This window comes from Serratia sp. NPDC078593, assembly GCF_050268245.1.
GTDB lineage: Bacteria > Pseudomonadota > Gammaproteobacteria > Enterobacterales > Enterobacteriaceae > JBNNGK01.
Genome location: NZ_JBNNGK010000016.1, coordinates 34,307 through 56,739 on the forward strand (window position 1 = coordinate 34,307; position 22,433 = coordinate 56,739).

Sequence of the window (22,433 nt, forward strand, 5' to 3'; positions counted from 1 at the left end):
GAACTTACCGTGTTAGAACGTCTTTCCTGGAAGAGGCTGGCTCTCGAGCTGGCTCTTTTTTGTTTGCCTGCGTTATTGCTGGGGCTGATTGTCGGTTATCTCCCTTGGCTGCTGTTAGCGGCGGTGTTGGCGGCGCTGGTGTGGAATTTTTACAATCAACTTAAACTCTCCCATTGGCTGTGGGTTGACCGCAGCATGACCCCTCCGCCCGGCCGTTGGAGCTGGGAACCGCTATTCTATGGGCTTTATCAGATGCAGCAGCGCAACCGGCGGCGGCGGCGCGAGTTGGCTTTGCTGATCAAACGTTTTCGCAGCGGCGCAGAATCGCTGCCTGACGCCGTGGTGATGACCACGGAAGACGGTAATATCTTCTGGTGTAACGGGTTGGCGCAGCATTTACTGGGTTTTCGCTGGCCGGAAGATAACGGCCAGCACATTCTGAACCTGCTGCGTTATCCTGAGTTCAGCAATTATCTGCAACAGCAGGCGTTTTCGCACCCGCTGACGCTGCAATTAAACAACGACCATTTCGTCGAATTTCGCGTCATGCCCTATTCGGAGGGGCAATTGTTGATGGTAGCGCGTGATGTCACCCAAATGCGGCAATTGGAGGGCGCGCGGCGTAACTTCTTCGCGAATGTCAGCCATGAATTGCGTACGCCGTTGACGGTGCTGCAAGGCTACTTGGAAATGATGAATGACGAAGAATTAGACGGCTCACTGCGGGGCAAAGCGCTGAACACGATGCAGGAGCAGACCAAACGTATGGACGGGTTGGTGAAACAGCTTCTGACGCTGTCACGTATCGAAGCCGCACCGATTATTGATATGAATGAAAAGGTGGATGTGCCGCTGATGCTGCGGGTATTGCAGCGCGAAGCGCAATCGCTGAGCGGCGGCCAGCATGAGATTAGCTTTCGCGTTAATGAGGCGCTGAAGGTATTTGGTAATGACGATCAGCTACGCAGCGCGGTGTCCAACCTGGTGTATAACGCGGTCAACCACACGCCAGCGGGGACGCATATCGAAGTGAGCTGGCAAAAAACGCCATTTGGTGCGCAGTTTCAGGTGAGCGATGACGGGCCGGGCATTACCGCTGAGCATATACCGCGCTTAACCGAACGCTTTTATCGCGTCGATAAGGCGCGTTCACGCCAGACGGGGGGCAGCGGATTGGGGTTGGCGATCGTTAAACATGCGCTTAGCCACCACGATACTCGGTTGGAGGTGCTGAGCGAGCCGGGCATCGGCACTCGCTTCATCTTTACCTTACCTAACCGCTTGATTGTTCCTGAAGCTTTATCAGAGAATGCGCTGAAAAACTAACGCGTGAGGCGATGGGATGCGATGGATTCAAGGATTGTGGCTTTGCCTGGCGCTGTTATGCAGCCGTGGTGCGCTCGCGCAATCTGACGGCATGTTGGCGGGCAATCTATCCAGCGTGGGTTCCGATACCTTGGCCAATTTAATGGCCCTGTGGGCGCAGGATTTTAGCCAGCATTACCCCAATATTAACCTGCAAATTCAGGCGGCGGGTTCATCGACTGCGCCGACCGCATTGGCCGCCGGTGCGGCACAGTTGGGGCCGATGAGCAGACCGATGAAGGCCGCCGAACTGGCGGCGTTTGAGCATCGCTATGGCTATGCACCGCTGGCGGTGCCCGTTGCCGTAGATGCGTTGGTGGTGCTGGTGCATCAGGATAATCCACTGCGCGGTCTTAACTTGCATCAACTCGATCAACTCTTCTCCGCTACGCGCCGTTGCGCACAAGCCGCACCGTTACAACGTTGGGGGCAGCTTGGCCTGAACGGCGGGTGGACGCAGCGTAGCATACAGCGTTTTGGCCGCAATTCGGCCTCCGGCACTTACGGCTATTTCAAGCTGCGTGCCCTGTGTGGGGGGGATTTCATGGCGCAAGTGAATGAGCTTCCCGGCTCGGCTTCCGTTGTACAGGCGGTGGCAGGTTCACTGAATAGCGTGGGCTACGCCAGTATTGGTTTCCGCGCCAGTGGCGTTCGTCTGATACCGCTGGCAGAAAAGGGCGAGGAATATATCGCACCGACCGAAAGCAATGTGCGCAATGGCCGCTATCCTTTGGCGCGTTATCTCTATATCTACGTGAATAAAGCGCCAAATCGGCCGCTTGAACCGTTGACGGCCGCTTTCCTCGATCGGGTTTTGTCAGAGCAAGGACAAAATCTGGTCAATCATGACGGCTATTTGCCCCTGCCGCAGGCGATGGTGCATAAAACGCGCCAGGTCTTGGGATTGAACTGATCCTTCAGGTGGCGTAATTGGCACCATGATGAGTTTTATTCAACACCCGTGAAAATTTCTCCGTTGCTGTCGAGCAGACCGCATGACAGGATAATTTTAGAGCTTTGGATGTCTGGATGTCTAGTTGTAACCCAGCGTAATCATTCAACTTTTAAATTATTAAAGCAGAAGTGATACACCGTCTGCTTGTCACCGGAGTCAAAACTATGTGCACTTGCCATCACGCTTTTCGCGCCGACGTTGTTGGTAGCCTGTTACGCCCTGAGCCGCTGAAAACCGCCCGCCAGCAGTTTCAGCGTGGCGAAATCGATACGCCTCAACTGCGTGCAATAGAAGATGAACAAATCCGTTTAGCCGTTGAAAAACAGCAGGCGCTTGGCCTAGCGGTTGTCACCGATGGTGAATTGTGCCGCGCGTGGTGGCACTTTGATTTCTTCGAAGGACTGAACGGTGTTGAAGGCTATGAGGCCGAACAGGGCATCCAGTTCAACGGGATACAAACGAAAGCGCGGAGCATCAATGTTGTCGGCAAGCTGGGCTTTAATCCGCAGCACCCGATGTTGGCAGACTTCCGATTTTTGTGTTCGATCGCCGATGACGCGTTGCCGAAAATGACCATTCCAAGCCCCAGCGTGCTGCATTTTCGGGGTGGGCGTAAAGCGATCGACAGCCAGGTTTATCCGCAGTTAGACAGTTATTTTGACGATTTGGCGCAAACCTATCGCGATGCGATCGCCGCATTTTATCAGGCCGGCTGCCGCTATTTACAATTGGATGACACGGTCTGGGCTTATTTATGTTCCGATGAGCAACGCCGTCTGATTCGCGAGCGTGGTGATGATCCCGATCGTCTGGCACAGATTTACGCCGATGTATTAAATGCTGCTATTGCCGGGAAACCGGATGATTTGACCATCGGTTTGCACGTTTGTCGCGGCAATTTCCGCTCCACCTGGATCTCGGAAGGTGGCTATGAACCGGTGGCAGAAATTTTGTTCGGTCAGGTGAATATCGATGCCTTCTTCCTCGAATACGATAATGCGCGTTCGGGTGGTTTCGAGCCATTGCGCTTTATCAAACCGGGTAAACAGCAGGTGGTGTTGGGATTGATCACCACCAAGAATGGTGAGTTAGAAAACCCCGAACAGGTGAAACAGCGGTTGGAAGAAGCAGCGCAATTTGTCGATCGTCGGCAATTATGTTTGAGCACCCAATGTGGTTTTGCATCGACGGAAGAGGGCAACAGCCTAAGTGAGCAACAGCAATGGGAGAAGTTACGCAGCGTAGTGAATATTGCTGAACAGGTTTGGTCGTGAGCGGAAGCAGCGGCGTTTCCGCGCGGTAATTTGACGAATCATGGCGTTTTCGCGCGGTGATTAACGCTTTGTTTCACGTTTCGTGAGTTGATTGTTTAAAAATAATACAAATCATGTAGGGTATATTTCCTAATGACCAATATGATCGACTGGTGACGAAAGTTTATCTGGTCGATCACTCTGCTTTTTATCGTGCGCCTTGCCTTTCAACGCTATAAACGATTTACTTACACCCCGTTGTCGGACTAATCCTCCATTTTATAACTTCTAAAACTTTGCCCATCATCAAGCGTGGTTACTTTCCGCATTAAGGTCGAAACGCCGGATTGGTGCGTTTTTTATTCTTATAGCGCTTGCGATGAATGGCTAGCCGACAACCCGGTGGAGCGATGTGCTCCATGCTAACAGACCTTTTTTTTTCATTTGAACAGGCAACACGACATCGTATGAGTCATCGTTTAACGTCAAAAGATATTCTGGCATTAGGTTTTATGACCTTTGCCTTATTCGTCGGGGCTGGGAACATTATTTTCCCGCCGATGGTGGGTTTGCAGTCCGGTGAGCACGTCTGGACTGCGGCGCTTGGTTTCTTGGTTACCGCCGTGGGTTTGCCGGTGCTAACGGTGGTTGCGCTGGCGCGCGTCGGTGGCGGTATTGATGCCCTGAGCACACCGATCGGCCGTAAAGCGGGCTTGCTGCTGGCGACGGTCTGTTATCTGGCCGTTGGCCCACTGTTTGCGACCCCGCGTACCGCAACGGTTTCTTTTGAAGTGGGGATCGCGCCGTTGACCGGTGATAGCGATATGGCACTGTTGATTTACAGTCTGGTGTATTTTGCATTGGTGATTGCTATTTCGCTTTATCCCGGTCGTCTGCTGGATACCGTCGGTCATTTTTTGGCACCGCTGAAAATCGTTGCGCTGGGTGCATTGGGTGTGGCGGCGCTGGTATGGCCGGCGGGTTCACCCATTCCGGCCACTGACATCTATCAGAACGTACCGTTCTCTTCAGGTTTCGTTAATGGCTACCTGACGATGGACACCTTAGGGGCAATGGTATTTGGCATCGTGATCGTTAACGCTGCGCGATCGCGTGGGGTGAAAGACGCAGGCTTGCTGACCCGTTACACCATTTTTGCGGGCTTGATCGCCGGTATCGGTCTGACACTGGTTTATCTGAGCCTGTTCAAACTGGGTTCCGGTAGCGGTGTATTGGTACCTGATGCGACTAATGGCGCGGTGATCTTGCATGCTTACGTGCAAAATACGTTTGGTGGTTTGGGGAGCTTCTTCCTGGCGGCGTTGATCTTTATCGCCTGCATGGTGACAGCGGTTGGCTTGACCTGCGCCTGTGCGGAATTTTTTGCACAATATTTGCCGTTCTCCTATAAAACGCTGGTTTTCATTTTGGGTCTGTTCTCAATGTTGGTGTCCAACTTGGGGTTAAGCCATTTGATCCATATATCAATACCGGTACTGACCGCGATTTATCCGCCGTGTATTGTCTTGGTCATACTGAGTTTTACGCTGCGTATGTGGAACAGCGCACCACGCGTGATCGCGCCGGTGATGCTCGTAAGCCTGTTGTTTGGTATCCTTGATGCGGTGAAAGCGTCAAGTTTCCAGCACCTGTTGCCGGCTTGGAGTGCTCACTTGCCACTGGCAGAACAAGGGCTGGCCTGGTTGCCGCCTTCGGTACTGATGCTGGTGTTGGTCATGATTTACGATCGGGTTATTAACCGCGCTGAAGTCACGGCACAGCAATAACCAAGCGGTCTGAATAGTGGGCCACGGACTTGTCCGTGGCTTTTTTGCGTATAAGAACACAGGTCTTTAAATGCAACAGGAAACAACCTCTCCCCCTCCCGCGAATAAACTCAAACGTGGCCTGAGTACGCGTCATATTCGCTTTATGGCGCTAGGATCGGCGATCGGCACCGGATTGTTTTATGGCTCGGCGGACGCTATCCGTATGGCGGGCCCCAGCGTACTGTTAGCTTATTTGATTGGCGGTATTGTCGCCTTCATTATCATGCGTGCGCTGGGTGAGATGTCGGTGAATAATCCGCAAGCCAGCTCTTTCTCGCGCTATGCGCAGGATTATCTTGGGCCAATGGCCGGGTATATCACCGGCTGGACCTACTGTTTTGAAATTCTGATTGTTGCGATCGCTGATGTGACCGCGTTCGGGATTTATATGGGCGTGTGGTTCCCGGACGTGGCGCATTGGGTCTGGGTGCTCAGTGTCGTGCTGATTATCGGTGCGATTAACCTGATGAGCGTCAAAGTGTTCGGTGAGTTGGAGTTTTGGTTCTCGTTCTTTAAAGTTGCCACCATTATCATCATGATTGCGGCCGGTATTGGCATTATCTTTTGGGGAATCGGCAACGGTGGTCAGGCGACAGGCATTCACAATCTGTGGAGTCACGGCGGCTTCTTCAGTAACGGTTTTATTGGCATGATTTTGTCACTGCAACTGGTGATGTTTGCCTACGGCGGTATTGAAATCATTGGTATTACGGCCGGTGAAGCGCAAGATCCGAAAAAATCGATACCGAAAGCCATTAATTCGGTGCCGTGGCGCATTTTGGTGTTTTATGTCGGTACGCTGTTCGTGATTATGTCGATTTATCCGTGGAACCAGGTTGGAACTAACGGCAGCCCATTTGTGCTGACCTTCCAGCATATGGGGATTACCGTGGCGGCGGGTATTCTTAACTTCGTGGTGATCACCGCCTCGCTGTCGGCGATTAACAGCGATGTGTTTGGCGTGGGTCGCATGCTGCATGGCATGGCCGAACAAGGTCATGCCCCAAAAATGTTTAGCAAAGTCTCTAAGCGCGGTATTCCGTGGGTCACCGTGCTGGTGATGATGGCGGCATTACTGATTGCGGTCTATCTCAACTACATCATGCCCGAAAGCGTGTTCTTGGTGATCGCGTCATTGGCGACTTTTGCCACCGTTTGGGTGTGGATTATGATTTTGTGTTCGCAGATCGCTTTCCGTCGTCGGCTGAGCCAAGATCAGGTTAAGAAATTAGCGTTCCCACTGCGTGGGGGCATCTTTACTTCGGCGATTGCCATTATTTTCTTGGTCTTCATCATTGGCTTGATTGGCTACTTCCCGACTACCCGCGTGTCGCTGTACGTTGGGTTGATCTGGGTGGCGGTGCTGTTGGTGGGGTACGGGATCAAGGTTAATCGTCAGAAACGACGCTTGGTTAACGCGTAAGCCCGCACAGCGTCGCGGGTGTTTAGTTCGTAGGGGCGTGGCTTATACCGCGCCCTTTCATTTTCTTATTACATTCTGTTCGGTGAGTCTCTTTCGGCCAAAGATGTGTTGGCCTCGAGTTGGTCGACGGTGGTTTAGCGGCGTTCCTCAACGTCGTCATTGCCACCGGAGGCTCGCGTCTCAAGCGGCTGATAACGGCTGCACAGCCTGCTTTCCTCAGCATCATTGCGTGAGCAACGTGTCAACGCTTCCCTGATATCCAGCATATGGCTGCTCAACGCGCTCAGTGCAAGCTGTAACCTGTTGCTCATGTGCGCTTCGTCTAGGCTGGCACTGTGCAGACAACCGAGAAATAGCAGCGTTGCCAATACATTCAGTAACCGGTGTTGGTGTTTTTTCAGCAATTACGCGCCTCCTATGATGCATAGCAAGCACCTATTAAGGCCGTTTTTACCGTGAAAGAGAAGGGGGGAGATACATCAGCTGGCAATCAGAGCAGGATAATTACCAGCTGAAATAATTACGTCAAGTTAGGTCAGGAAATAGCAGCGGTTTGACGCTGTTCACTTAACATTGAGCGCATATCATTGCCCGTTGGCGTTTGGTGGACACGTAAATCAAATTCGCTAATTATCGCCAAGATATGGTCGAAAATGTCTGACTGGATACTTTCATATTGCGCCCACACAGTCGTGTTGGTGAATGCATAAATTTCCAGCGGCAGACCTTCCGGAGTTGGTGCCATCTGGCGCACCATCAGTGTCATATTCTGGTGAATGTTAGGGTGGTTACGCAGATAAGCCTCAAGATAGGCACGCAGTGTCCCCAGGTTGGTCAAACGGCGGCCGTTGAGCGGTGAGCTGAGATCCCACTGCGTTTGCTGGTTGTATTCGCTCAGCTCCTGCGTCTTATCGTTAAAATACGCATGCAACAGTGGGTTGCGATTGAGGCGTTGCTGTTCCTGTTCCGAAAGGAAATGCACGCTGGTGGTATCGATATTGATACTGCGTTTGATACGGCGGCCACCCGACTCTGACATTGAACGCCAGTTTTTAAATGAGTCAGAAATCAGCGCGTAGGTTGGAACGGTGGTAATGGTGTTGTCCCAGTTACGTACTTTCACCGTGGTCAGGCCGATGTCGATAACCGCGCCGTCTGCACCATATTTCGGCATCTCCAGCCAATCGTCTAGCTTAAGCATGTCATTGGCGGAGAGCTGAATACCGGCGACCAGCCCCAAGATCGGATCTTTGAACACCAACATTAACACCGCGGTCATTGCGCCCAATCCACTGAGCAACAATAGCGGCGATTTGCCCATCAGCAGCGATACGATCATGATACCGATCAGGATAGCGGCGATTAATTTGATCCCTTGGAAGATGCCGCGCAGTGGCAGTTGATCCGCTATTGGGCTTTTACGCAGGATAGCCAATAGGGTGTCGAGCAACGAAAACAGCGTCAGCAGGGCGAAAGCCATGATCCACACTTGGGCGGCGGTGACGATAATCGCCTGTATCTGGCTGGCGTTATGCAGCCACAACAGCGCTTGGATATTGATGATGACGCCTTGTAATAACAGCGCGAAGCGTTGGAACAGTTTGTACTTTGTTAGTGCCTGCTGCCAGACACGCTGCGACTTTTCACCGCGCCGTTGAATCGCCGTCAAGACCACCCGGTGTAGCACTAAGTGGATCACCACAGATATCAGAACGATCAGTCCCAACACCATAATCAGTGACATCATGTCAGTAAGTTCAATACCAAATTTTTCTAGCCATTGGGCAATCCATTGTTGCATTCCAACTCCTTTAGTTGTGCTCAAAAAACATCCAAAATAATAATCAAAGGCGTTAGCCTATAGGCCATTCGCCAACAGGTGTGTGCCGTTTACCTTTTTTTACATTAGGTTAGGATTATGCCTAGGCTCTCCCCCCCCCAGCTCCGCCCCGTATTCTGACGGAAAAGAGGAGGGCGATTTGCGCTCAAAGTGGCATTGTTCCTCCTAATGGATAACGGGGTCGATTTTGTTTTTGATAGCAGGAGAGCACATGCTTAATGCTTGGCATCAACCGGTTGCGCCTTTTGTAGTGAAAAAGGGGCAGTCTCTGGATATTACTCTGTGGCTACAGGGGGATGATTTACCCAAACAGGTTTTCCTTCGCGCTGAGCCGGATAATGAGGAATGGTTACTGGCGATGAAAGCGCGGCCGATTGACGGCAGATGGCGCTATCAGGCCAGCCTGACGCTGAATGAAGGTGAACCGACACGCCGCTATTGTTTCAAGTTAGTGTGGGACGATCGCCAACGGTGGTTTGGCCCGCTGGGCTGGTCGCTGATACCGCTGGGGCAATTGGCGCAGTTTGCCATCGATGAACCCGATAACGGCCCAAGTTGGGTCGCGGATCAGGTATTTTATCAAATTTTCCCAGACCGTTTTGCCAGCAGCGGTGCGACATATCATGTACAAAGTGGCGATTATCATCATCATGCCGCCGGCACCGCGGTCATTCGCCGCGACTGGACACATCCATTGGAGGATAATCATAGCGCGTCTACTTTTTACGGCGGCGATTTGGACGGTATCAGTCAAAAAATCCCCTACCTCAAGCAGCTTGGCATCACTGCGCTGTATTTGAATCCCATCTTCAGCGCGCCAAGCGTACATAAGTATGATACCGAAGATTATTATCAGGTGGATCCTTGTTTTGGCGGTAATGACGCACTGCATCGATTGCGAGTAAGCACTCACAAAGCAGGTATGAAATTGATATTGGATGGCGTGTTTAACCACACGGGGGATTCGCATCCGTGGTTTGACCGCCATCAACAGAGTGAAAATGGGGCTTGTCATCATCCCGATTCACCCTATCGCAATTGGTTTAATTTCTACCCCGATGGCACTGCACTGACCTGGAAAGGCAATGCCAGTTTGCCGAAGCTTAATTTTGCCGAGCCGCAGGTGGTAGAGGCTATTTATGCGGGTAAAGACAGCGTGGTGCGTCATTGGCTCAAGCCGCCGTATAGTATTGATGGATGGCGTTTGGATGTGGTGCATATGCTGGGTGAAAACGGCGGGGCAACGGGGAATCTGAAGCATTTAGCCGGCATTTATCAGGCCGCCCGAGACGTGAATCCTGATGCTTATTTACTGGGCGAACATTTTGGTGATGCGCGTCGCTGGCTGCATGCCGGCGTAGAAGATGCAGCGATGAACTACATGGGCTTTGCGTTGCCGCTGCGCGGTTTTTTGGCCGGAATCGACGTGGGAATGCAACCGATGAGCCTTGATGCGGCCGATACGGCCAACTGGATGGACAGTTATCGCGCCGGTTTATCACATCATCGGCAATTGATCCTGTTTAATCAGCTTGATAGCCATGATACGCCGCGCTTCCTGACTATGCTGAATGGAAATAAGCTCAGAATGCGTATGGCGGCAGTGTGGTTGATGAGTTGGATCGGTGTGCCGTGCCTTTATTATGGTGATGAAATCGGGTTAGACGGGGATAACGACCCATTCTGCCGTAAACCTTTTCCATGGGATGAAAGCCAATGGGATAGCGAGTTATTAAGCCTGTTCCAACGCATGGCGAACGTTCGCAAACAAAGTAAAGCGTTACGGCGCGGTGGTTGCCAAGTGTTGTACGCACAAGGTGAGACGTTAGTGTTTGTACGTACTTACCAGCAAGAACGGGTACTGGTAGCGCTGCAACGCGGCGGCAGTCACCCTGCGGTGCAGCTGCCTTATAGCCCGTTAGTCACACAGGGAGAATGGCAACGGCTGGAGGGGCAAGGAGAATTGGTAGCGCACGAAGGAGGCATTACGCTGAGTTTGCACGAAGAGTCAGTGACGTTGTGGCATCAGTGAGTGCATCGCCGTTAGCGGGCTGTGTGAGTATTGCCCGCTAACGGCGCATTCGAGCGTATTGTCGGTTATCTTTGACGGTGCGCAGTCAGCCGTTCCGGTGTTTCTAATGCCATACACAGCGTTCTTAACATCATTCTGTCAGGGCGTAAGAAATCCTGATAATAATCATAATTATTTTGCATTATGGCATGACGATACTCATCATCCTTAATTAATGCATCGACGCTGGCTATCAAACTTTGTCGATCATGATAATTCAGATAATTTTTACCGATAGAAAAATCACCGGGGATAATATAATTTAACGTCTCTGAAACAATAGCGCGAGAAGCTGCAACATATTCACCAAATCGCCAGCCGATGGAGCCATGTAATCCCGTGGATGCGATGCAAATATCATGGCTTTTTATTTTTTGAATAAAATTTTTCCGACTGGTGGTTGCGCTATCCAAAACATATTTTTTACCCAGGCGGCGTGTTAACGCCGTATCGCCTAACCCGATGGTTGCCTGAGAACCGTAGTGTTCTGCCAAGGTATCTAAGGTCATTAAGCGACACGCGTTGATAGCATTGGCTTCCGCGGCAAACTCAGGATGGGAGCACTCTTGTGGATCCCATAAGCCGGTGATAAATAGAATTTTTGCTGGCGTGTTGATACGCGGTTTACACTCAAGATCGTAGTGTTTAATAACACCTTTGCCAAAAAGCCGCTTTATGCCATCACGTAATACTCGGCTATGTGAATAGTCAGGTGCAAGCTCATAAGCTAATCCTAACGGGAAAACTTTGGCATATTTATTTTTTAGCCGTGCAGAGCAGCTGCGTTTAAAATAGAAATCGCACCATTCATGATCTTCTTCATGAAAGAAATTGCGATCAATATGATCGCCATCATCACCGTCGTAAATGATCTTCTGGCCGTTTACGGTTAGTTTTAATACACCATTTCGTATATTATCTGAAAAATCAATGTTCTTTATTTTCACGAGCCCTTGGCGCTGCAATTGCAAAAGCCCATAAATATATTGATTGATATGTGTTCTTTTATTACTTCCGTGTAAAGATATCTGCATCATATTTTAATTATTAGGATCTTCAAATAATGTGTTTGGCGCACGTCAAGGGCGGGTGCGAAAGCGTAACGGTTAGAGAGGGAGTTGGTCAATAGAGTGAGGATAAATAGCGGCCGTTAATGGCTCCCTCACCTTGATGTGGGCGGTGAGGAGGCCATGATACTTTTGCGCTAACGGCACGTTAGCGCTTAGGTGTTTAAAGACGCAATCAGCGATATGCCAACTCAATAACCAACGGCAGAGCCCGCCGGGCGCCGGACGTCGTTAGCACCGTACAGATAGCCTTCGCGTACTTTCCCCGATACTGCGGAGTCATTGCCTGAGTTAGCGGGGGTGACGCTGGCTGCGCCCGGCAAGCCGACCAAAATCAGTTCAGCCGCTCCCCAAGGCGTTTGTTCCACCATTTTATATCCCATTTGTTGCAGGATCTTTAACGTATCGGCAGACACGCCACGCTGTTCGTAGTACACCTCATCCGGTAACCACTGATGGTGAATGCGGGGGGCATTGACCGCTTCCTGCGGCGCCATACCGTGATCGATCACATTCAACGCGGTTTGCAGCGTGATAGTGATGATGCGTGAGCCCCCGGGCGATCCTAATACCATGAAGGTTTTATTGTCCTTGGTCACCAATGTCGGGCTCATCGATGATAGTGGGCGCTTACCGGGGGCGATGGAGTTCGCTTTCCCTTGTACTAAACCATAGAGATTCTTCTCACCCACTTTAACGGTGAAATCATCCATTTCGTCATTGAGGAAGAAACCGGTGCCCGGTGCAATCACCACTGCGCCAAATCGCCCGTTGACGGTATAGGTCGTAGAAACCGCGTTACCATCGTGATCGACAATCGAATAGTGGGTGGTTTCCGGTTTTTCATGGGGTTCCATGCCGGGCTGGACGTTGACTGAGGGTGTCGCTTTACCAGGAACGATTTGCTTACGGATCTGTTCCGCGTAGCTTTTGCTGATTAAGCGGTCGATAGGGTTGTTGATGAATGCCGGATCGCCAAGATAAGTGTTGCGATCCATATACGCATGGCGCATGGCTTCGGTCATGGTATGGATGGCCGCCGCGGAATTGAAGCCCATACTTTTCAGATCGTAACCTTCGAGGATATTCAGCGTTTCACAAAGCGTCACACCGCCAGAGCTGGGCGGCGGGGACGACACAAATTTATAGCCACGGTAGCTACAGGTGATAGGCGGGGTTTCGGTTACCGTGTAGTGAGCAAAATCGGCCGCCGTTAAAATACCGCCGCCCTGTTTGGCTGCGGCCTCAACCGCCTGTGGGATTTTACCGTGGTAGAACGCGTCAGAACCCCCTTTAGCGATAGCCTCTAGGGTGTTGGCTAAGTCGCTTTGTATCAGACGATCGCCCGGTTGCAGTGCTGAGCCATCTTGGCGAAGGAAAATCTTGGCTACCTCGGGATCTTGTTTGAAGCGCGCGACGGTGGTGTCGAGAATATCAGTATCGGCACGCGTTAACACGAAGCCATCCCGCGCCAGTTTGATTGCGGGTGCCATCACTTGTTCGCGGCTCAGCTTCCCGTACTTTTTACGTGCGGTTTCCATGCCCAACACCGTTCCTGGCACACCGGCAGCTAGGTAGCCATACAAGCTGGCGTCTTTTTTTACCTCGCCGTCCGCATCCAAATACATATTGGCATTGGCTGCCGCCGGGGCGGTTTCACGGAAGTTGATGAATGTGTCTGTTCCATCGGCTAAATGAATGGTCATAAATCCGCCACCACCAATGTTGCCACAGCAGGGGTTGACCACCGCTTGCGCGTAGCCTACAGCGACTGCGGCATCGACGGCATTGCCGCCCATTTTTAGCATATCCACGCCAATTTGTGAGGCGAGATGCTGCGAGGTGACGACCATCCCCTTTTTTGCTTCTACCGCGGGGTTGGACGCCGCGTACAGGCTGCTGCTGACCAGCAGTGCCGCCATCGTCAGGGGTTTACTCCATTTCTGTAAAAACATAGTTCTTCCTATCCTGTCAGTTTTTTATTGTGATTACAGGCTTGCTTGCAAAGAGCAGGCCAGCGATTACAGCGTAGTGCTACAGGGGCATTTATGCAGAAAATTGACGGCGGAATGTGGGCAGAGACGCGGAATTTTTTTCAGTTTTGAGGCGAAGAAAGGGCAGGATGCACTGAAAAAGAGCATAAAAAAACCGGCCAGCGGATGCTGACCGGTTGGGCGTTAAGCGGCGTTAATTACAGCTTAGACGCGTTTTCAGACAGGTATTTAGCGACGCCGTCTGGGGATGCACCCATACCCGCTTTGCCTTTTTCCCACTGTGCAGGGCAAACTTCGCCGTGCTCTTCGTGGAATTGCAGAGCGTCAACGGTACGGATCATTTCGTCGATGTTACGGCCGATTGGCAGATCGTTAACGATCTGCGAACGTACGATGCCGTCTTTGTCGATCAGGAAAGAACCACGCAGTGCGACACCGGCTTCAGGGTGTTCAATGCCGTAAGCTTTCTGGATTTCACGCTTAACGTCAGCAACCATCGCGTATTTCACTTCGCCGATGCCGCCATTGTCGACAGGGGTTTTACGCCATGCGTTGTGAACGAATTCTGAGTCGAAGGAAACGCCAACAACTTCAACGCCACGTTTTTGGAATTCTTCATAACGGTGATCGAACGCGATCAGCTCAGAAGGACAAACGAAAGTGAAGTCCATCGGCCAGAAGAACAGCACGGCTGGTTTGCCGTTCAGGTGTTTTTTCAGGTTGAAGTTTTCAACGATTTCGCCATTGCCGAGTACGGCAGCAGCGGTGAAGTCAGGGGCTTGACGAGTTACCAGGACCATAATTACTCCTGTAATTGTTGTTAAGGTAAGGGTTTGTGTAAAAATCTTGAGCCAGTATAGGGGTCATGACTCGGTGAATAAAGGGTGTAACACCAATCAATGAGATAGCTTTTACCTATCAAAATCATTGGTTAAATGTAGCAAGCTTTAAAAATAACCTTTTCACAAAAAAGGGCAAGTACTAAAAAATTGATCGGGGCTGAAGACAACAATACCCGCCGGCTTAACACAGCAGATTGTGTGTTTCGGGTGTATGTATTAAGGCATCTCAGTGCGCGACAGCGACCCCAGTACACTCTTCTTAATACGTGCGCTTGTCAACCTTATCGAATGCATGTTGCTCGGCCGTCAGGCGTCACAAGGTTTGGGCTCGCGCCTGTTGCATCATCTGCGGGTAAAACTGCCAAAATTGTGTTTCAAGTTGATGATAATGATGTTCAACGTCGTAAAACGATCCGGCCAGCGCACTCAGCCGCGGGCGGCGGCTGGCCATACCGGCTAATACATCGGCAATGAACGGCAGCTCAGCATAGCGCTCCAGCCAGCGTTCCGGCCACAAATAGTGATTCATGCGTTGAAAACGCGCCGGCGTGAGTGCCAAATGCGGCACAATCTGGCTACGTGCCTCCTGAGTGAAACTTTCCAGGCTGAGTGATGGCTCAATCTTTTGCCAATGTCGTGCCAAAAAATGATCCCAGACGACATCAAGCGTAATCGGTGCCACGCGGCGATGTTCGTCGTTAAAGAAGTCACGACAGGCTTTAACCTGCGGCAAGGCGTCGGTCAGCACATCGATGCGGCGATGCAGCATAATGCCCGCCGCGACGTCTGGGGTATAGTCGGCAGTGGGATTACCGCGTACGAAGTCGGCCAACAGATTGCCCAATAACGAGCTCTCCGCCAAGTGTGCTAAATGGAGGTGTGCGAGAAAATTCATCTAAGAACTATACCCGAATTACGGCTGAACCGGGTAAATGCTGCTTATATTCTTGCTGCGGACTGCCTGCGGCTTTAGACTAGGCCGCCTGTTTTTTAACTGAAGTGATTATTCATGCGCGTCGCCGATTTTTCTTTTGAGCTTCCCGAGTCTTTGATTGCCCGTTATCCACAACCTCAACGCAGCGGTTGCCGCTTGTTGCAACTGGATGGGCCGACGGGGGAATTGACGCACAGCGTATTCACCGATCTGCTGGATAAGCTCGAAGCCGGCGATCTGTTGGTGTTCAATAACACGCGCGTGATCCCCGCCCGCCTGTTTGGCCGTAAGGCCAGCGGTGGCAAAATTGAAGTGTTGGTCGAACGTGTGCTCGACGATCACCGCGTATTGGCGCACGTGCGCGCCTCTAAAGCCCCGAAACCCGGCGCCGCGCTGCTGCTGGGGGATGATGAGAGCATTGCCGCGACAATGGTGGCGCGCCACGACACGCTGTTCGAACTGCGCTTCGACGATTCACGTGATGTGTTCACCATCCTGAATGCGGTAGGGCATATGCCATTACCGCCTTATATCGATCGCCCGGATGAAGATGCCGACCGTGAGCTGTATCAAACGGTCTACAGTCAGAAACCTGGCGCGGTTGCGGCACCCACCGCCGGTTTGCATTTCGACGAACCGCTGCTGGCGGCGCTGCGCGAGAAAGGTGTCGAGATGGCGTTCGTGACCTTGCACGTGGGCGCCGGTACCTTCCAGCCTGTGCGGGTAGACACCATTGAAGATCATGTCATGCACGCCGAGTATGCCGAAGTCCCCCCAGAGGTGGTTGACGCGGTTCTGGCTTGTAAAGCGCGTGGCAAGCGTGTCGTGGCCGTGGGGACCACCTCCGTTCGCTCACTGGAAAGTGCCGCTAAGGCCAGCCAGAATGCGCCGATCGCGCCGTTCTTCGATGATACCAGCATCTTTATTTATCCTGGCTATCGCTATCAGATCGTTGATGCACTGATTACCAATTTCCACCTGCCAGAATCGACGTTGATCATGTTGGTTTCGGCGTTTGCGGGTTATAAAAACACCATGCATGCTTATCAGCAGGCGGTGGCCGAGCAATACCGTTTCTTTAGCTATGGTGACGCGATGTTCATCAGCCGTAATCCGCAGGCAGAACACGAAGCCGTTGGCGAATAAATTCTCGGGCTGCACAACGCTGCGGCCCTGTTTTAATGACATCAGACTGTTTCTCTGATGCTGGAGGCAATGTGAAGTACGAATTACAGACAACCGATGGTCGCGCCCGCCGTGGCCGGCTGGTCTTTGAGCGTGGCGTGGTGGAAACGCCAGCCTTTATGCCGGTCGGTACTTACGGCACGGTAAAAGGCATGACGCCGGAAGAAGTCAAAGAGACTGGCGCACAGATTCTGTTGGGCAACACGTTCCACCTATGGCTGCGGCCGGGGCAGGAAATCATGAAGCTGCATGGCGATCTGCACGATTTCATGCACTGGCATGGCCCGATCTTGACCGATTCAGGTGGTTTCCAGGTGTTTAGCCTAGGGGCAATGCGTAAGATCAAAGAGGAAGGTGTTTACTTCCGCAACCCGATCAACGGCGACAAAGTGTTCCTCAGCCCGGAAAAGTCGATGGAAATCCAATATGACCTGGGTTCCGATATCGTCATGATTTTTGATGAGTGCACGCCCTATCCGGCAGACTGGGACTACGCGAAGCGTTCCATGGAAATGTCGTTACGTTGGGCGCAGCGTAGCCGCGCGCGTTTTGACGAACTGAATAATAAAAATGCGTTGTTCGGTATTATTCAGGGCGGTGTTTACGAAGATTTACGTGATGTTTCAGTAAAAGGGCTGGTGGATATTGGCTTTGATGGTTACGCTGTGGGCGGCTTGGCGGTCGGCGAGCCAAAAGAGGATATGCATCGCATTCTCGAACATGTTTGCCCGCAAATTCCGGAAGATAAGCCTCGCTATCTAATGGGCGTGGGTAAACCAGAAGATTTGGTGGAAGGTGTGCGTCGTGGTATCGATATGTTCGATTGCGTGATGCCAACGCGTAATGCCCGTAACGGCCATCTGTTCGTGACTGACGGGGTGGTAAAAATTCGTAATGCCAAGCATAAAGATGATACATCTCCGTTGGATAACGAATGTGATTGCTACACCTGTCGCAATTATAGCCGCGCCTACTTGCATCATCTCGACCGTTGCAACGAAATACTCGGTGCCCGCTTGAATACGATTCATAACCTGCGCTATTACCAACGTTTGATGGAAGGTTTACGCCAGGCTATTGAAGAGGGTAAATTAGAGACGTTTGTTGCGGACTTCTATGGGCGAATTGGTAAGCCGGTTCCGCCTTTAACTGTTTGAACTAACAATTAATAACTTAATGAGGGAATTTCAATGAGCTTTTTCATTTCTGACGCCGTCGCATCCGCAGGAGCTCCGGCTCAGGGAAGCCCGTACTCTCTGATCATTATGCTGGTGGTGTTTGGTCTGATCTTTTATTTCATGATCCTGCGTCCACAGCAGAAACGTGCGAAAGAGCACAAGAAGCTGATGGACTCGATTGGCAAGGGTGATGAAGTGTTGACTACCGGTGGGCTTATTGGTCGCGTAACCAAAGTGGCTGACACCGGTATTATTGCTATCGCGCTGAACGACACCACGGAAGTGATGATCAAGCGTGACTTCGTGGCGGCCGTTCTGCCGAAAGGTACCATGAAGGCCCTGTAATTTTGTTTTCCCGAAGGGAATTGCCGTGCTAAACCGTTATCCTTTGTGGAAGTATCTGATGCTGATCGTGGTGATCATCATCGGTCTGCTTTATGCACTTCCCAACCTTTATGGTGAGGATCCGGCTGTACAAATCACTGGCGCGCGCGGTGTCGCCGCCAGTGAAGCTACGCTGGACCAAGTCCGTACCGTATTAGAAAAAGACAAAATTGCGAGCAAGTCGATTGCACTGGAAGAAGGCGCAATCCTAGCTCGCTTTAGCGATCCTGATGTCCAACTGCGTGCCCGTGAGGCCTTGATGGCGGCTTTGGGCGACAAATACGTGGTTGCACTGAACCTCGCCCCTGCAACCCCGCTGTGGTTGAGCATGTTGGGCGCCGAACCCATGAAGCTGGGCCTCGATTTGCGTGGTGGCGTACACTTCCTGATGGAAGTGGATATGGACACCGCACTGAGCAAATTGCAGGAACAGACAATGGACACCCTGCGCAGCGAACTGCGCGAGAAAGGAATCCCTTACGCCACTATCCGCAAACTGGACAACAACGGTGTTGAAGTCCGTTTCCGTGATAACACTGCACGTGACCAAGCGATCGGCTATTTATCGCCACGTCAGCGTGATTGGGTGCTGTCTTCTAACGGCAGTAACACCATGAAGGTCAGTTTGACCGACGCTCGCTTAAGCGAAGCGCGTGAATATGCCGTCCAGCAAAACATCACCATCCTGCGTAACCGTGTAAACCAACTCGGCGTGGCTGAACCGCTGGTACAGCGTCAAGGTTCTGACCGTATCGTGGTTGAATTGCCGGGTATTCAGGACACCGCCCGTGCCAAAGAAATTCTTGGCGCAACCGCTACGTTGGAGTTCCGTTTGGTTAATACCAACGCGGATACCACCGCAGCAGCAAATGGCCGAGTGCCGGGTGATTCAGAGGTGAAATACACCCGCGAAGGGCAGCCGATTGTGCTGTATAAGCGTGTGATTCTTACCGGTGACCACATTACCGATTCGACCTCCACCATGGACGAGTACAACCAGCCGCAGGTTAATATCTCGCTGGACAGCGCCGGTGGTAATGCCATGTCGAACTTCACCAAAGACAACATTGGTAAGCCGATGGCGACGCTGTTTGTGGAATATAAAGACAGCGGTAAGAAAGACGCCAACGGTCGTGCGGTGCTGGTGAAGCAGGAAGAAGTGATCAACGTGGCTAACATTCAGTCGCGTCTGGGTAACAGCTTCCGTATTACCGGCATTGGTAACCCGAACGAGGCGCGTCAGCTTTCTCTGCTGCTGCGTGCCGGTGCGTTGATTGCGCCAATCCAGATAGTGGAAGAGCGTACTATCGGGCCAACTCTCGGGATGCAAAACATCACGCAAGGTTTAGAAGCCTGCCTGTGGGGGCTGGTCGCGTCTATCGTGTTTATGGTGGTCTGGTATCGTAAGTTTGGTGTGATAGCCACCAGTGCGCTGGTCGCCAACCTGGTGTTGATTGTCGGTGTGATGTCTCTGCTACCGGGGGCGACACTGACGATGCCGGGTATTGCCGGTATCGTATTGACGCTCGCCGTTGCGGTTGATGCTAACGTACTGATAAATGAGCGTATCAAGGAAGAGCTGAAGAATGGACGTTCCGTTCAGCAGGCGATCCATGAAGGCTATAAAGGCGCGTTCTCCAGTATTATCGATGCCAACATCACCACGTTGATCACCGCAATTATTCTGTATGCAGTGGGCACCGGGTCGATTAAAGGCTTTGCGATTACCACCGCGATCGGTGTGGCGACCTCCATGTTTACCGCGATTGTCGGTACCCGTGCCATCGTCAACCTGCTTTACGGCGGCAAACGCATTAACAAGCTGTCTATCTGAGGAGTGCGTTGTGGCACAGGATTATACTGTTGAGCAACTCAACTATGGCCGTAAAGTCTATGACTTTATGCGCTGGGATTACGTGGCCTTCGGCATCTCATTGCTGCTGTTGATCGCGTCGATTAGCGTTATGTCCGTTCGCGGGTTTAACTGGGGGCTGGATTTCACCGGTGGTACGGTGATTGAAATCAACCTGGAACAGCCTGCGAATCTGGATCTGATGCGCGATACGTTGAACAAGGCCGGGTTTGACGACCCGGTTATCCAGAACTTTGGCAGCAGCCGCGACGTTATGGTACGTATGCCACCGGTGTCTGGCCCCGCAGGCCAAGAGCTGGGTCACAAAGTTATCAGCGTAATCAATGAATCAGTCGATAAGAATGCGACGGTGAAGCGTGTCGAGTTTGTTGGCCCCAGCGTGGGCAGCGAGTTGGCGCAAACCGGCGGTATGGCGCTGTTGGTGGCTTTGATCTCTATTTTGATCTACGTAGGCTTCCGCTTTGAATGGCGTTTGGCAATGGGCGCGGTGCTCGCGCTGGCGCACGATGTGGTGATTACCCTAGGTATTCTGTCGCTGTTCCATATCGAGATTGACCTGACTATCGTTGCATCATTGATGTCAGTTATCGGTTACTCGCTGAATGACAGTATCGTGGTTTCTGACCGTATTCGCGAAAACTTCCGCAAAATACGTCGGGGTACGCCTTACGAAATTGTCAACGTATCGTTAACGCAGACGTTAAGCCGTACATTGATGACATCAGGGACAACCTTGATGGTGGTACTGATGCTGTATATCTTCGGCGGCGCGATGTTGCATGGCTTCTCGTTGGCGATGCTGATTGGTGTGTCGATCGGTACGATATCCTCCATTTACGTCGCGTCAGCGTTGGCGTTGAAACTGGGGATGAAGCGTGAACATATGCTGCAGCAGAAAGTAGAGAAAGAAGGCGCCGATCAGCCTTCGATCTTGCCATAATTTGCTGTACGTTCAGCGGAATAAAAGAGCGCCAATTGGCGCTCTTTTTTTATCAACAGTACCGCGGCAAGGTAATGCGTTACTTGCTGGTTACTGTTTTCGCAGCAGCGGTGATGAGCGGCTCAAGGTTGTGTAGGCGAATATAACCTAACTGTTGGGGGGTTAAGCCGCTTAAGCGTAATTCAAAGCGCTGTTCGGTTTTTGCCAATAGCGACTCGCTACTGGTAATTGGCTGCGAAAGTGCACCGGCGCTCAGCAATTTTCCATGCTCGTCCAGTTGTCCCCACTCCACCATCGCGTTGAAGGGGGGCAATGTATTGCTGGAGAGCGTCCGAATATGCAACATCGCCTGAGTGCCGCTGGCTTCATTCTTCACATGCGTAAGGTACACGCTCAATTCACCGATTTGGCTCTGTAAACGGGCGGCGGCATTAGCAGCAGGTAAGAGATACACCCCGCTGGTGGAGTTTTGGTTCAATTGATTCTGGCGTTCCAGTGCCGTAGCCTGGTCGGTCAGTGTACCCAGCATTTGTTTCAACTCAACCACTTGGTTTTGCAGTTTTGGTGCGTCACGATTCTGTGCGCAGCCAGAGAGAAGAACCAAGGCGCCGAATAAGCAAACTTTACGATAACTGATTGTCATGGCGGCAATTTCCTATTCAATAGCTCCTGCTATCAGCTTAGTCTTAATCACCGGGAAAGTCATGCGAAGCGGCAGTGAACGTCACCACGGTACGGCTTAACGTGGAGCCGTTTCGCAACAAATGCCCCATGTCCTTTGTTGTGGCGAAACTTCGGGGTAAACTATTCTTATCTATAAGAACGCTTTTCAGGACGTGTTATGCATTGCCCTTTTTGCGCTGCTGTTGATACCAAAGTCATTGATTCTCGTTTGGTAGGGGATGGCTCACAGGTACGCCGCCGTCGCCAGTGTCTAGTTTGTAACGAACGCTTTACCACTTTTGAGGTGGCGGAACTGGTGATGCCCCGCGTAATCAAAAGTGATGAAGTACGCGAACCTTTCAATGAAGATAAACTACGCCGCGGCATGTTGAAAGCGTTGGAAAAGCGTCCGGTCAGTTCCGATGATGTTGAAAACGCGATTAATCATATTAAATCTCAACTGCGCGCGACTGGCGAACGTGAAGTGCCGACAAAAATGGTTGGTAACTTGGTGATGGACGCATTGAAGAAACTGGATAAGGTGGCCTATATCCGCTTTGCTTCGGTCTATCGCAGTTTTGAAGATATCCGTGAGTTCGGTGAAGAGATCGCCAAACTACAGGACTGACAGGATTGC

19 protein-coding genes are annotated in these 22,433 nt (G+C 51.6%); 12 read left to right on the forward strand and 7 right to left on the reverse strand.

The window, feature by feature from the left end; all coding sequences use genetic code 11:
• The first annotated feature begins 9 nt into the window (after nt 1–9).
• From phoR to proY, 5 genes are all read left to right on the forward strand, one after another.
• Nucleotides 10–1,326 (forward strand): phosphate regulon sensor histidine kinase PhoR, encoded by a 1,317-nt coding sequence (gene phoR / locus ACQKDS_RS16155; RefSeq protein WP_399671899.1) that lies wholly within the window; start codon nt 10–12, stop codon nt 1,324–1,326.
• A gap of 16 nt (nt 1,327–1,342) precedes the next feature.
• Nucleotides 1,343–2,278: a PstS family phosphate ABC transporter substrate-binding protein gene (locus tag ACQKDS_RS16160; RefSeq protein WP_399671901.1), complete on the forward strand. Its 936-nt coding sequence runs from the start codon at nt 1,343–1,345 to the stop codon at nt 2,276–2,278.
• 206 nt (nt 2,279–2,484) lie between these two features.
• Nucleotides 2,485–3,594 carry a cobalamin-independent methionine synthase II family protein gene (locus ACQKDS_RS16165; protein ID WP_399671904.1) on the forward strand — a complete coding sequence of 370 codons (1,110 nt, stop codon included), beginning with the start codon at nt 2,485–2,487 and terminating at the stop codon, nt 3,592–3,594.
• A gap of 446 nt (nt 3,595–4,040) precedes the next feature.
• A complete protein-coding gene (brnQ, locus tag ACQKDS_RS16170) occupies nt 4,041–5,360 on the forward strand; it encodes a branched-chain amino acid transport system II carrier protein (protein ID WP_399671907.1) in 1,320 nt (439 codons plus the stop codon).
• Between the two features lie 70 nt (nt 5,361–5,430).
• On the forward strand, nt 5,431–6,825 hold the full coding sequence (gene proY / locus ACQKDS_RS16175; RefSeq protein ID WP_399671910.1) for a proline-specific permease ProY: 1,395 nt from the start codon (nt 5,431–5,433) through the stop codon (nt 6,823–6,825).
• A 134-nt stretch (nt 6,826–6,959) separates the two neighbouring features.
• On the opposite strand, the gene ACQKDS_RS16180 is transcribed toward proY, so the two are convergent.
• Entirely contained in the window at nt 6,960–7,229 is a 270-nt protein-coding gene (locus ACQKDS_RS16180) for a hypothetical protein (protein ID WP_399671913.1), read from the reverse strand.
• Between the two features lie 131 nt (nt 7,230–7,360).
• Nucleotides 7,361–8,626, reverse strand: coding sequence for a mechanosensitive ion channel family protein (locus tag ACQKDS_RS16185; protein ID WP_399671916.1), 1,266 nt, complete (start codon nt 8,624–8,626; stop codon nt 7,361–7,363).
• Nucleotides 8,627–8,876: 250 nt separating this feature from the next.
• On the opposite strand from ACQKDS_RS16185, the gene malZ reads away from it, so the two are divergent.
• Nucleotides 8,877–10,697 (forward strand): maltodextrin glucosidase, encoded by a 1,821-nt coding sequence (gene malZ, locus ACQKDS_RS16190; protein ID WP_399671919.1) that lies wholly within the window; start codon nt 8,877–8,879, stop codon nt 10,695–10,697.
• A gap of 65 nt (nt 10,698–10,762) precedes the next feature.
• On the opposite strand, the gene ACQKDS_RS16195 is transcribed toward malZ, so the two are convergent.
• The 4 genes from ACQKDS_RS16195 to ACQKDS_RS16210 form a co-directional block, all read right to left on the reverse strand.
• Nucleotides 10,763–11,773: a hypothetical protein gene (locus ACQKDS_RS16195; protein WP_399671922.1), complete on the reverse strand. Its 1,011-nt coding sequence runs from the start codon at nt 11,771–11,773 to the stop codon at nt 10,763–10,765.
• A gap of 221 nt (nt 11,774–11,994) precedes the next feature.
• Nucleotides 11,995–13,758 (reverse strand): gamma-glutamyltransferase, encoded by a 1,764-nt coding sequence (gene ggt / locus ACQKDS_RS16200; RefSeq protein ID WP_399671925.1) that lies wholly within the window; start codon nt 13,756–13,758, stop codon nt 11,995–11,997.
• A gap of 236 nt (nt 13,759–13,994) precedes the next feature.
• Nucleotides 13,995–14,597 carry a peroxiredoxin C gene (locus tag ACQKDS_RS16205; protein ID WP_399671928.1) on the reverse strand — a complete coding sequence of 201 codons (603 nt, stop codon included), beginning with the start codon at nt 14,595–14,597 and terminating at the stop codon, nt 13,995–13,997.
• 355 nt (nt 14,598–14,952) lie between these two features.
• Nucleotides 14,953–15,534: an ACP phosphodiesterase gene (locus ACQKDS_RS16210; RefSeq protein WP_399671931.1), complete on the reverse strand. Its 582-nt coding sequence runs from the start codon at nt 15,532–15,534 to the stop codon at nt 14,953–14,955.
• 114 nt (nt 15,535–15,648) lie between these two features.
• Between ACQKDS_RS16210 and queA the strand changes: the two genes are divergently transcribed.
• The 5 genes from queA (at nt 15,649) to secF (ending at nt 21,133) form a co-directional block, all read left to right on the forward strand.
• Nucleotides 15,649–16,719: a tRNA preQ1(34) S-adenosylmethionine ribosyltransferase-isomerase QueA gene (gene queA, locus ACQKDS_RS16215; protein WP_399671934.1), complete on the forward strand. Its 1,071-nt coding sequence runs from the start codon at nt 15,649–15,651 to the stop codon at nt 16,717–16,719.
• A 71-nt stretch (nt 16,720–16,790) separates the two neighbouring features.
• Entirely contained in the window at nt 16,791–17,915 is a 1,125-nt protein-coding gene (tgt, locus tag ACQKDS_RS16220; RefSeq protein WP_399671937.1) for a tRNA guanosine(34) transglycosylase Tgt, read from the forward strand.
• Between the two features lie 33 nt (nt 17,916–17,948).
• A complete protein-coding gene (gene yajC / locus ACQKDS_RS16225; RefSeq protein WP_004949246.1) occupies nt 17,949–18,281 on the forward strand; it encodes a preprotein translocase subunit YajC in 333 nt (110 codons plus the stop codon).
• A gap of 25 nt (nt 18,282–18,306) precedes the next feature.
• Complete coding sequence (secD, locus tag ACQKDS_RS16230; protein WP_399671941.1) at nt 18,307–20,154, forward strand: protein translocase subunit SecD; 1,848 nt, start codon at nt 18,307–18,309, stop codon at nt 20,152–20,154.
• Between the two features lie 10 nt (nt 20,155–20,164).
• Complete coding sequence (secF, locus tag ACQKDS_RS16235) at nt 20,165–21,133, forward strand: protein translocase subunit SecF (RefSeq protein WP_399671944.1); 969 nt, start codon at nt 20,165–20,167, stop codon at nt 21,131–21,133.
• Nucleotides 21,134–21,212: 79 nt separating this feature from the next.
• Here secF and ACQKDS_RS16240 read toward each other — a convergent pair whose 3' ends face one another.
• Nucleotides 21,213–21,776 carry a DUF3251 domain-containing protein gene (locus ACQKDS_RS16240; RefSeq protein WP_399671946.1) on the reverse strand — a complete coding sequence of 188 codons (564 nt, stop codon included), beginning with the start codon at nt 21,774–21,776 and terminating at the stop codon, nt 21,213–21,215.
• Nucleotides 21,777–21,974: 198 nt separating this feature from the next.
• On the opposite strand from ACQKDS_RS16240, the gene nrdR reads away from it, so the two are divergent.
• Entirely contained in the window at nt 21,975–22,424 is a 450-nt protein-coding gene (gene nrdR / locus ACQKDS_RS16245; protein ID WP_021180191.1) for a transcriptional regulator NrdR, read from the forward strand.
• Nucleotides 22,425–22,433: the final 9 nt, after the last annotated feature.

Excerpts from the sequence above, each read along its gene's own strand:
- brnQ (WP_399671907.1), top strand. The coding sequence starts at position 4,041 with ATGAGTCATCGTTTAACGTCAAAAGATATTCTGGCATTAGGTTTTATG.
- ACQKDS_RS16160 (WP_399671901.1), top strand. The coding sequence starts at position 1,343 with ATGCGATGGATTCAAGGATTGTGGCTTTGCCTGGCGCTGTTATGCAGC.
- ggt (WP_399671925.1), bottom strand. The coding sequence starts at position 13,758 with ATGTTTTTACAGAAATGGAGTAAACCCCTGACGATGGCGGCACTGCTG.
- malZ (WP_399671919.1), top strand. The coding sequence starts at position 8,877 with ATGCTTAATGCTTGGCATCAACCGGTTGCGCCTTTTGTAGTGAAAAAG.
- ACQKDS_RS16205 (WP_399671928.1), bottom strand. The coding sequence starts at position 14,597 with ATGGTCCTGGTAACTCGTCAAGCCCCTGACTTCACCGCTGCTGCCGTA.
- proY (WP_399671910.1), top strand. The coding sequence starts at position 5,431 with ATGCAACAGGAAACAACCTCTCCCCCTCCCGCGAATAAACTCAAACGT.
- ACQKDS_RS16165 (WP_399671904.1), top strand. The coding sequence starts at position 2,485 with ATGTGCACTTGCCATCACGCTTTTCGCGCCGACGTTGTTGGTAGCCTG.
- nrdR (WP_021180191.1), top strand. The coding sequence starts at position 21,975 with ATGCATTGCCCTTTTTGCGCTGCTGTTGATACCAAAGTCATTGATTCT.
- ACQKDS_RS16185 (WP_399671916.1), bottom strand. The coding sequence starts at position 8,626 with ATGCAACAATGGATTGCCCAATGGCTAGAAAAATTTGGTATTGAACTT.
- ACQKDS_RS16240 (WP_399671946.1), bottom strand. The coding sequence starts at position 21,776 with ATGACAATCAGTTATCGTAAAGTTTGCTTATTCGGCGCCTTGGTTCTT.
- ACQKDS_RS16195 (WP_399671922.1), bottom strand. The coding sequence starts at position 11,773 with ATGATGCAGATATCTTTACACGGAAGTAATAAAAGAACACATATCAAT.
- ACQKDS_RS16210 (WP_399671931.1), bottom strand. The coding sequence starts at position 15,534 with ATGAATTTTCTCGCACACCTCCATTTAGCACACTTGGCGGAGAGCTCG.
- queA (WP_399671934.1), top strand. The coding sequence starts at position 15,649 with ATGCGCGTCGCCGATTTTTCTTTTGAGCTTCCCGAGTCTTTGATTGCC.
- yajC (WP_004949246.1), top strand. The coding sequence starts at position 17,949 with ATGAGCTTTTTCATTTCTGACGCCGTCGCATCCGCAGGAGCTCCGGCT.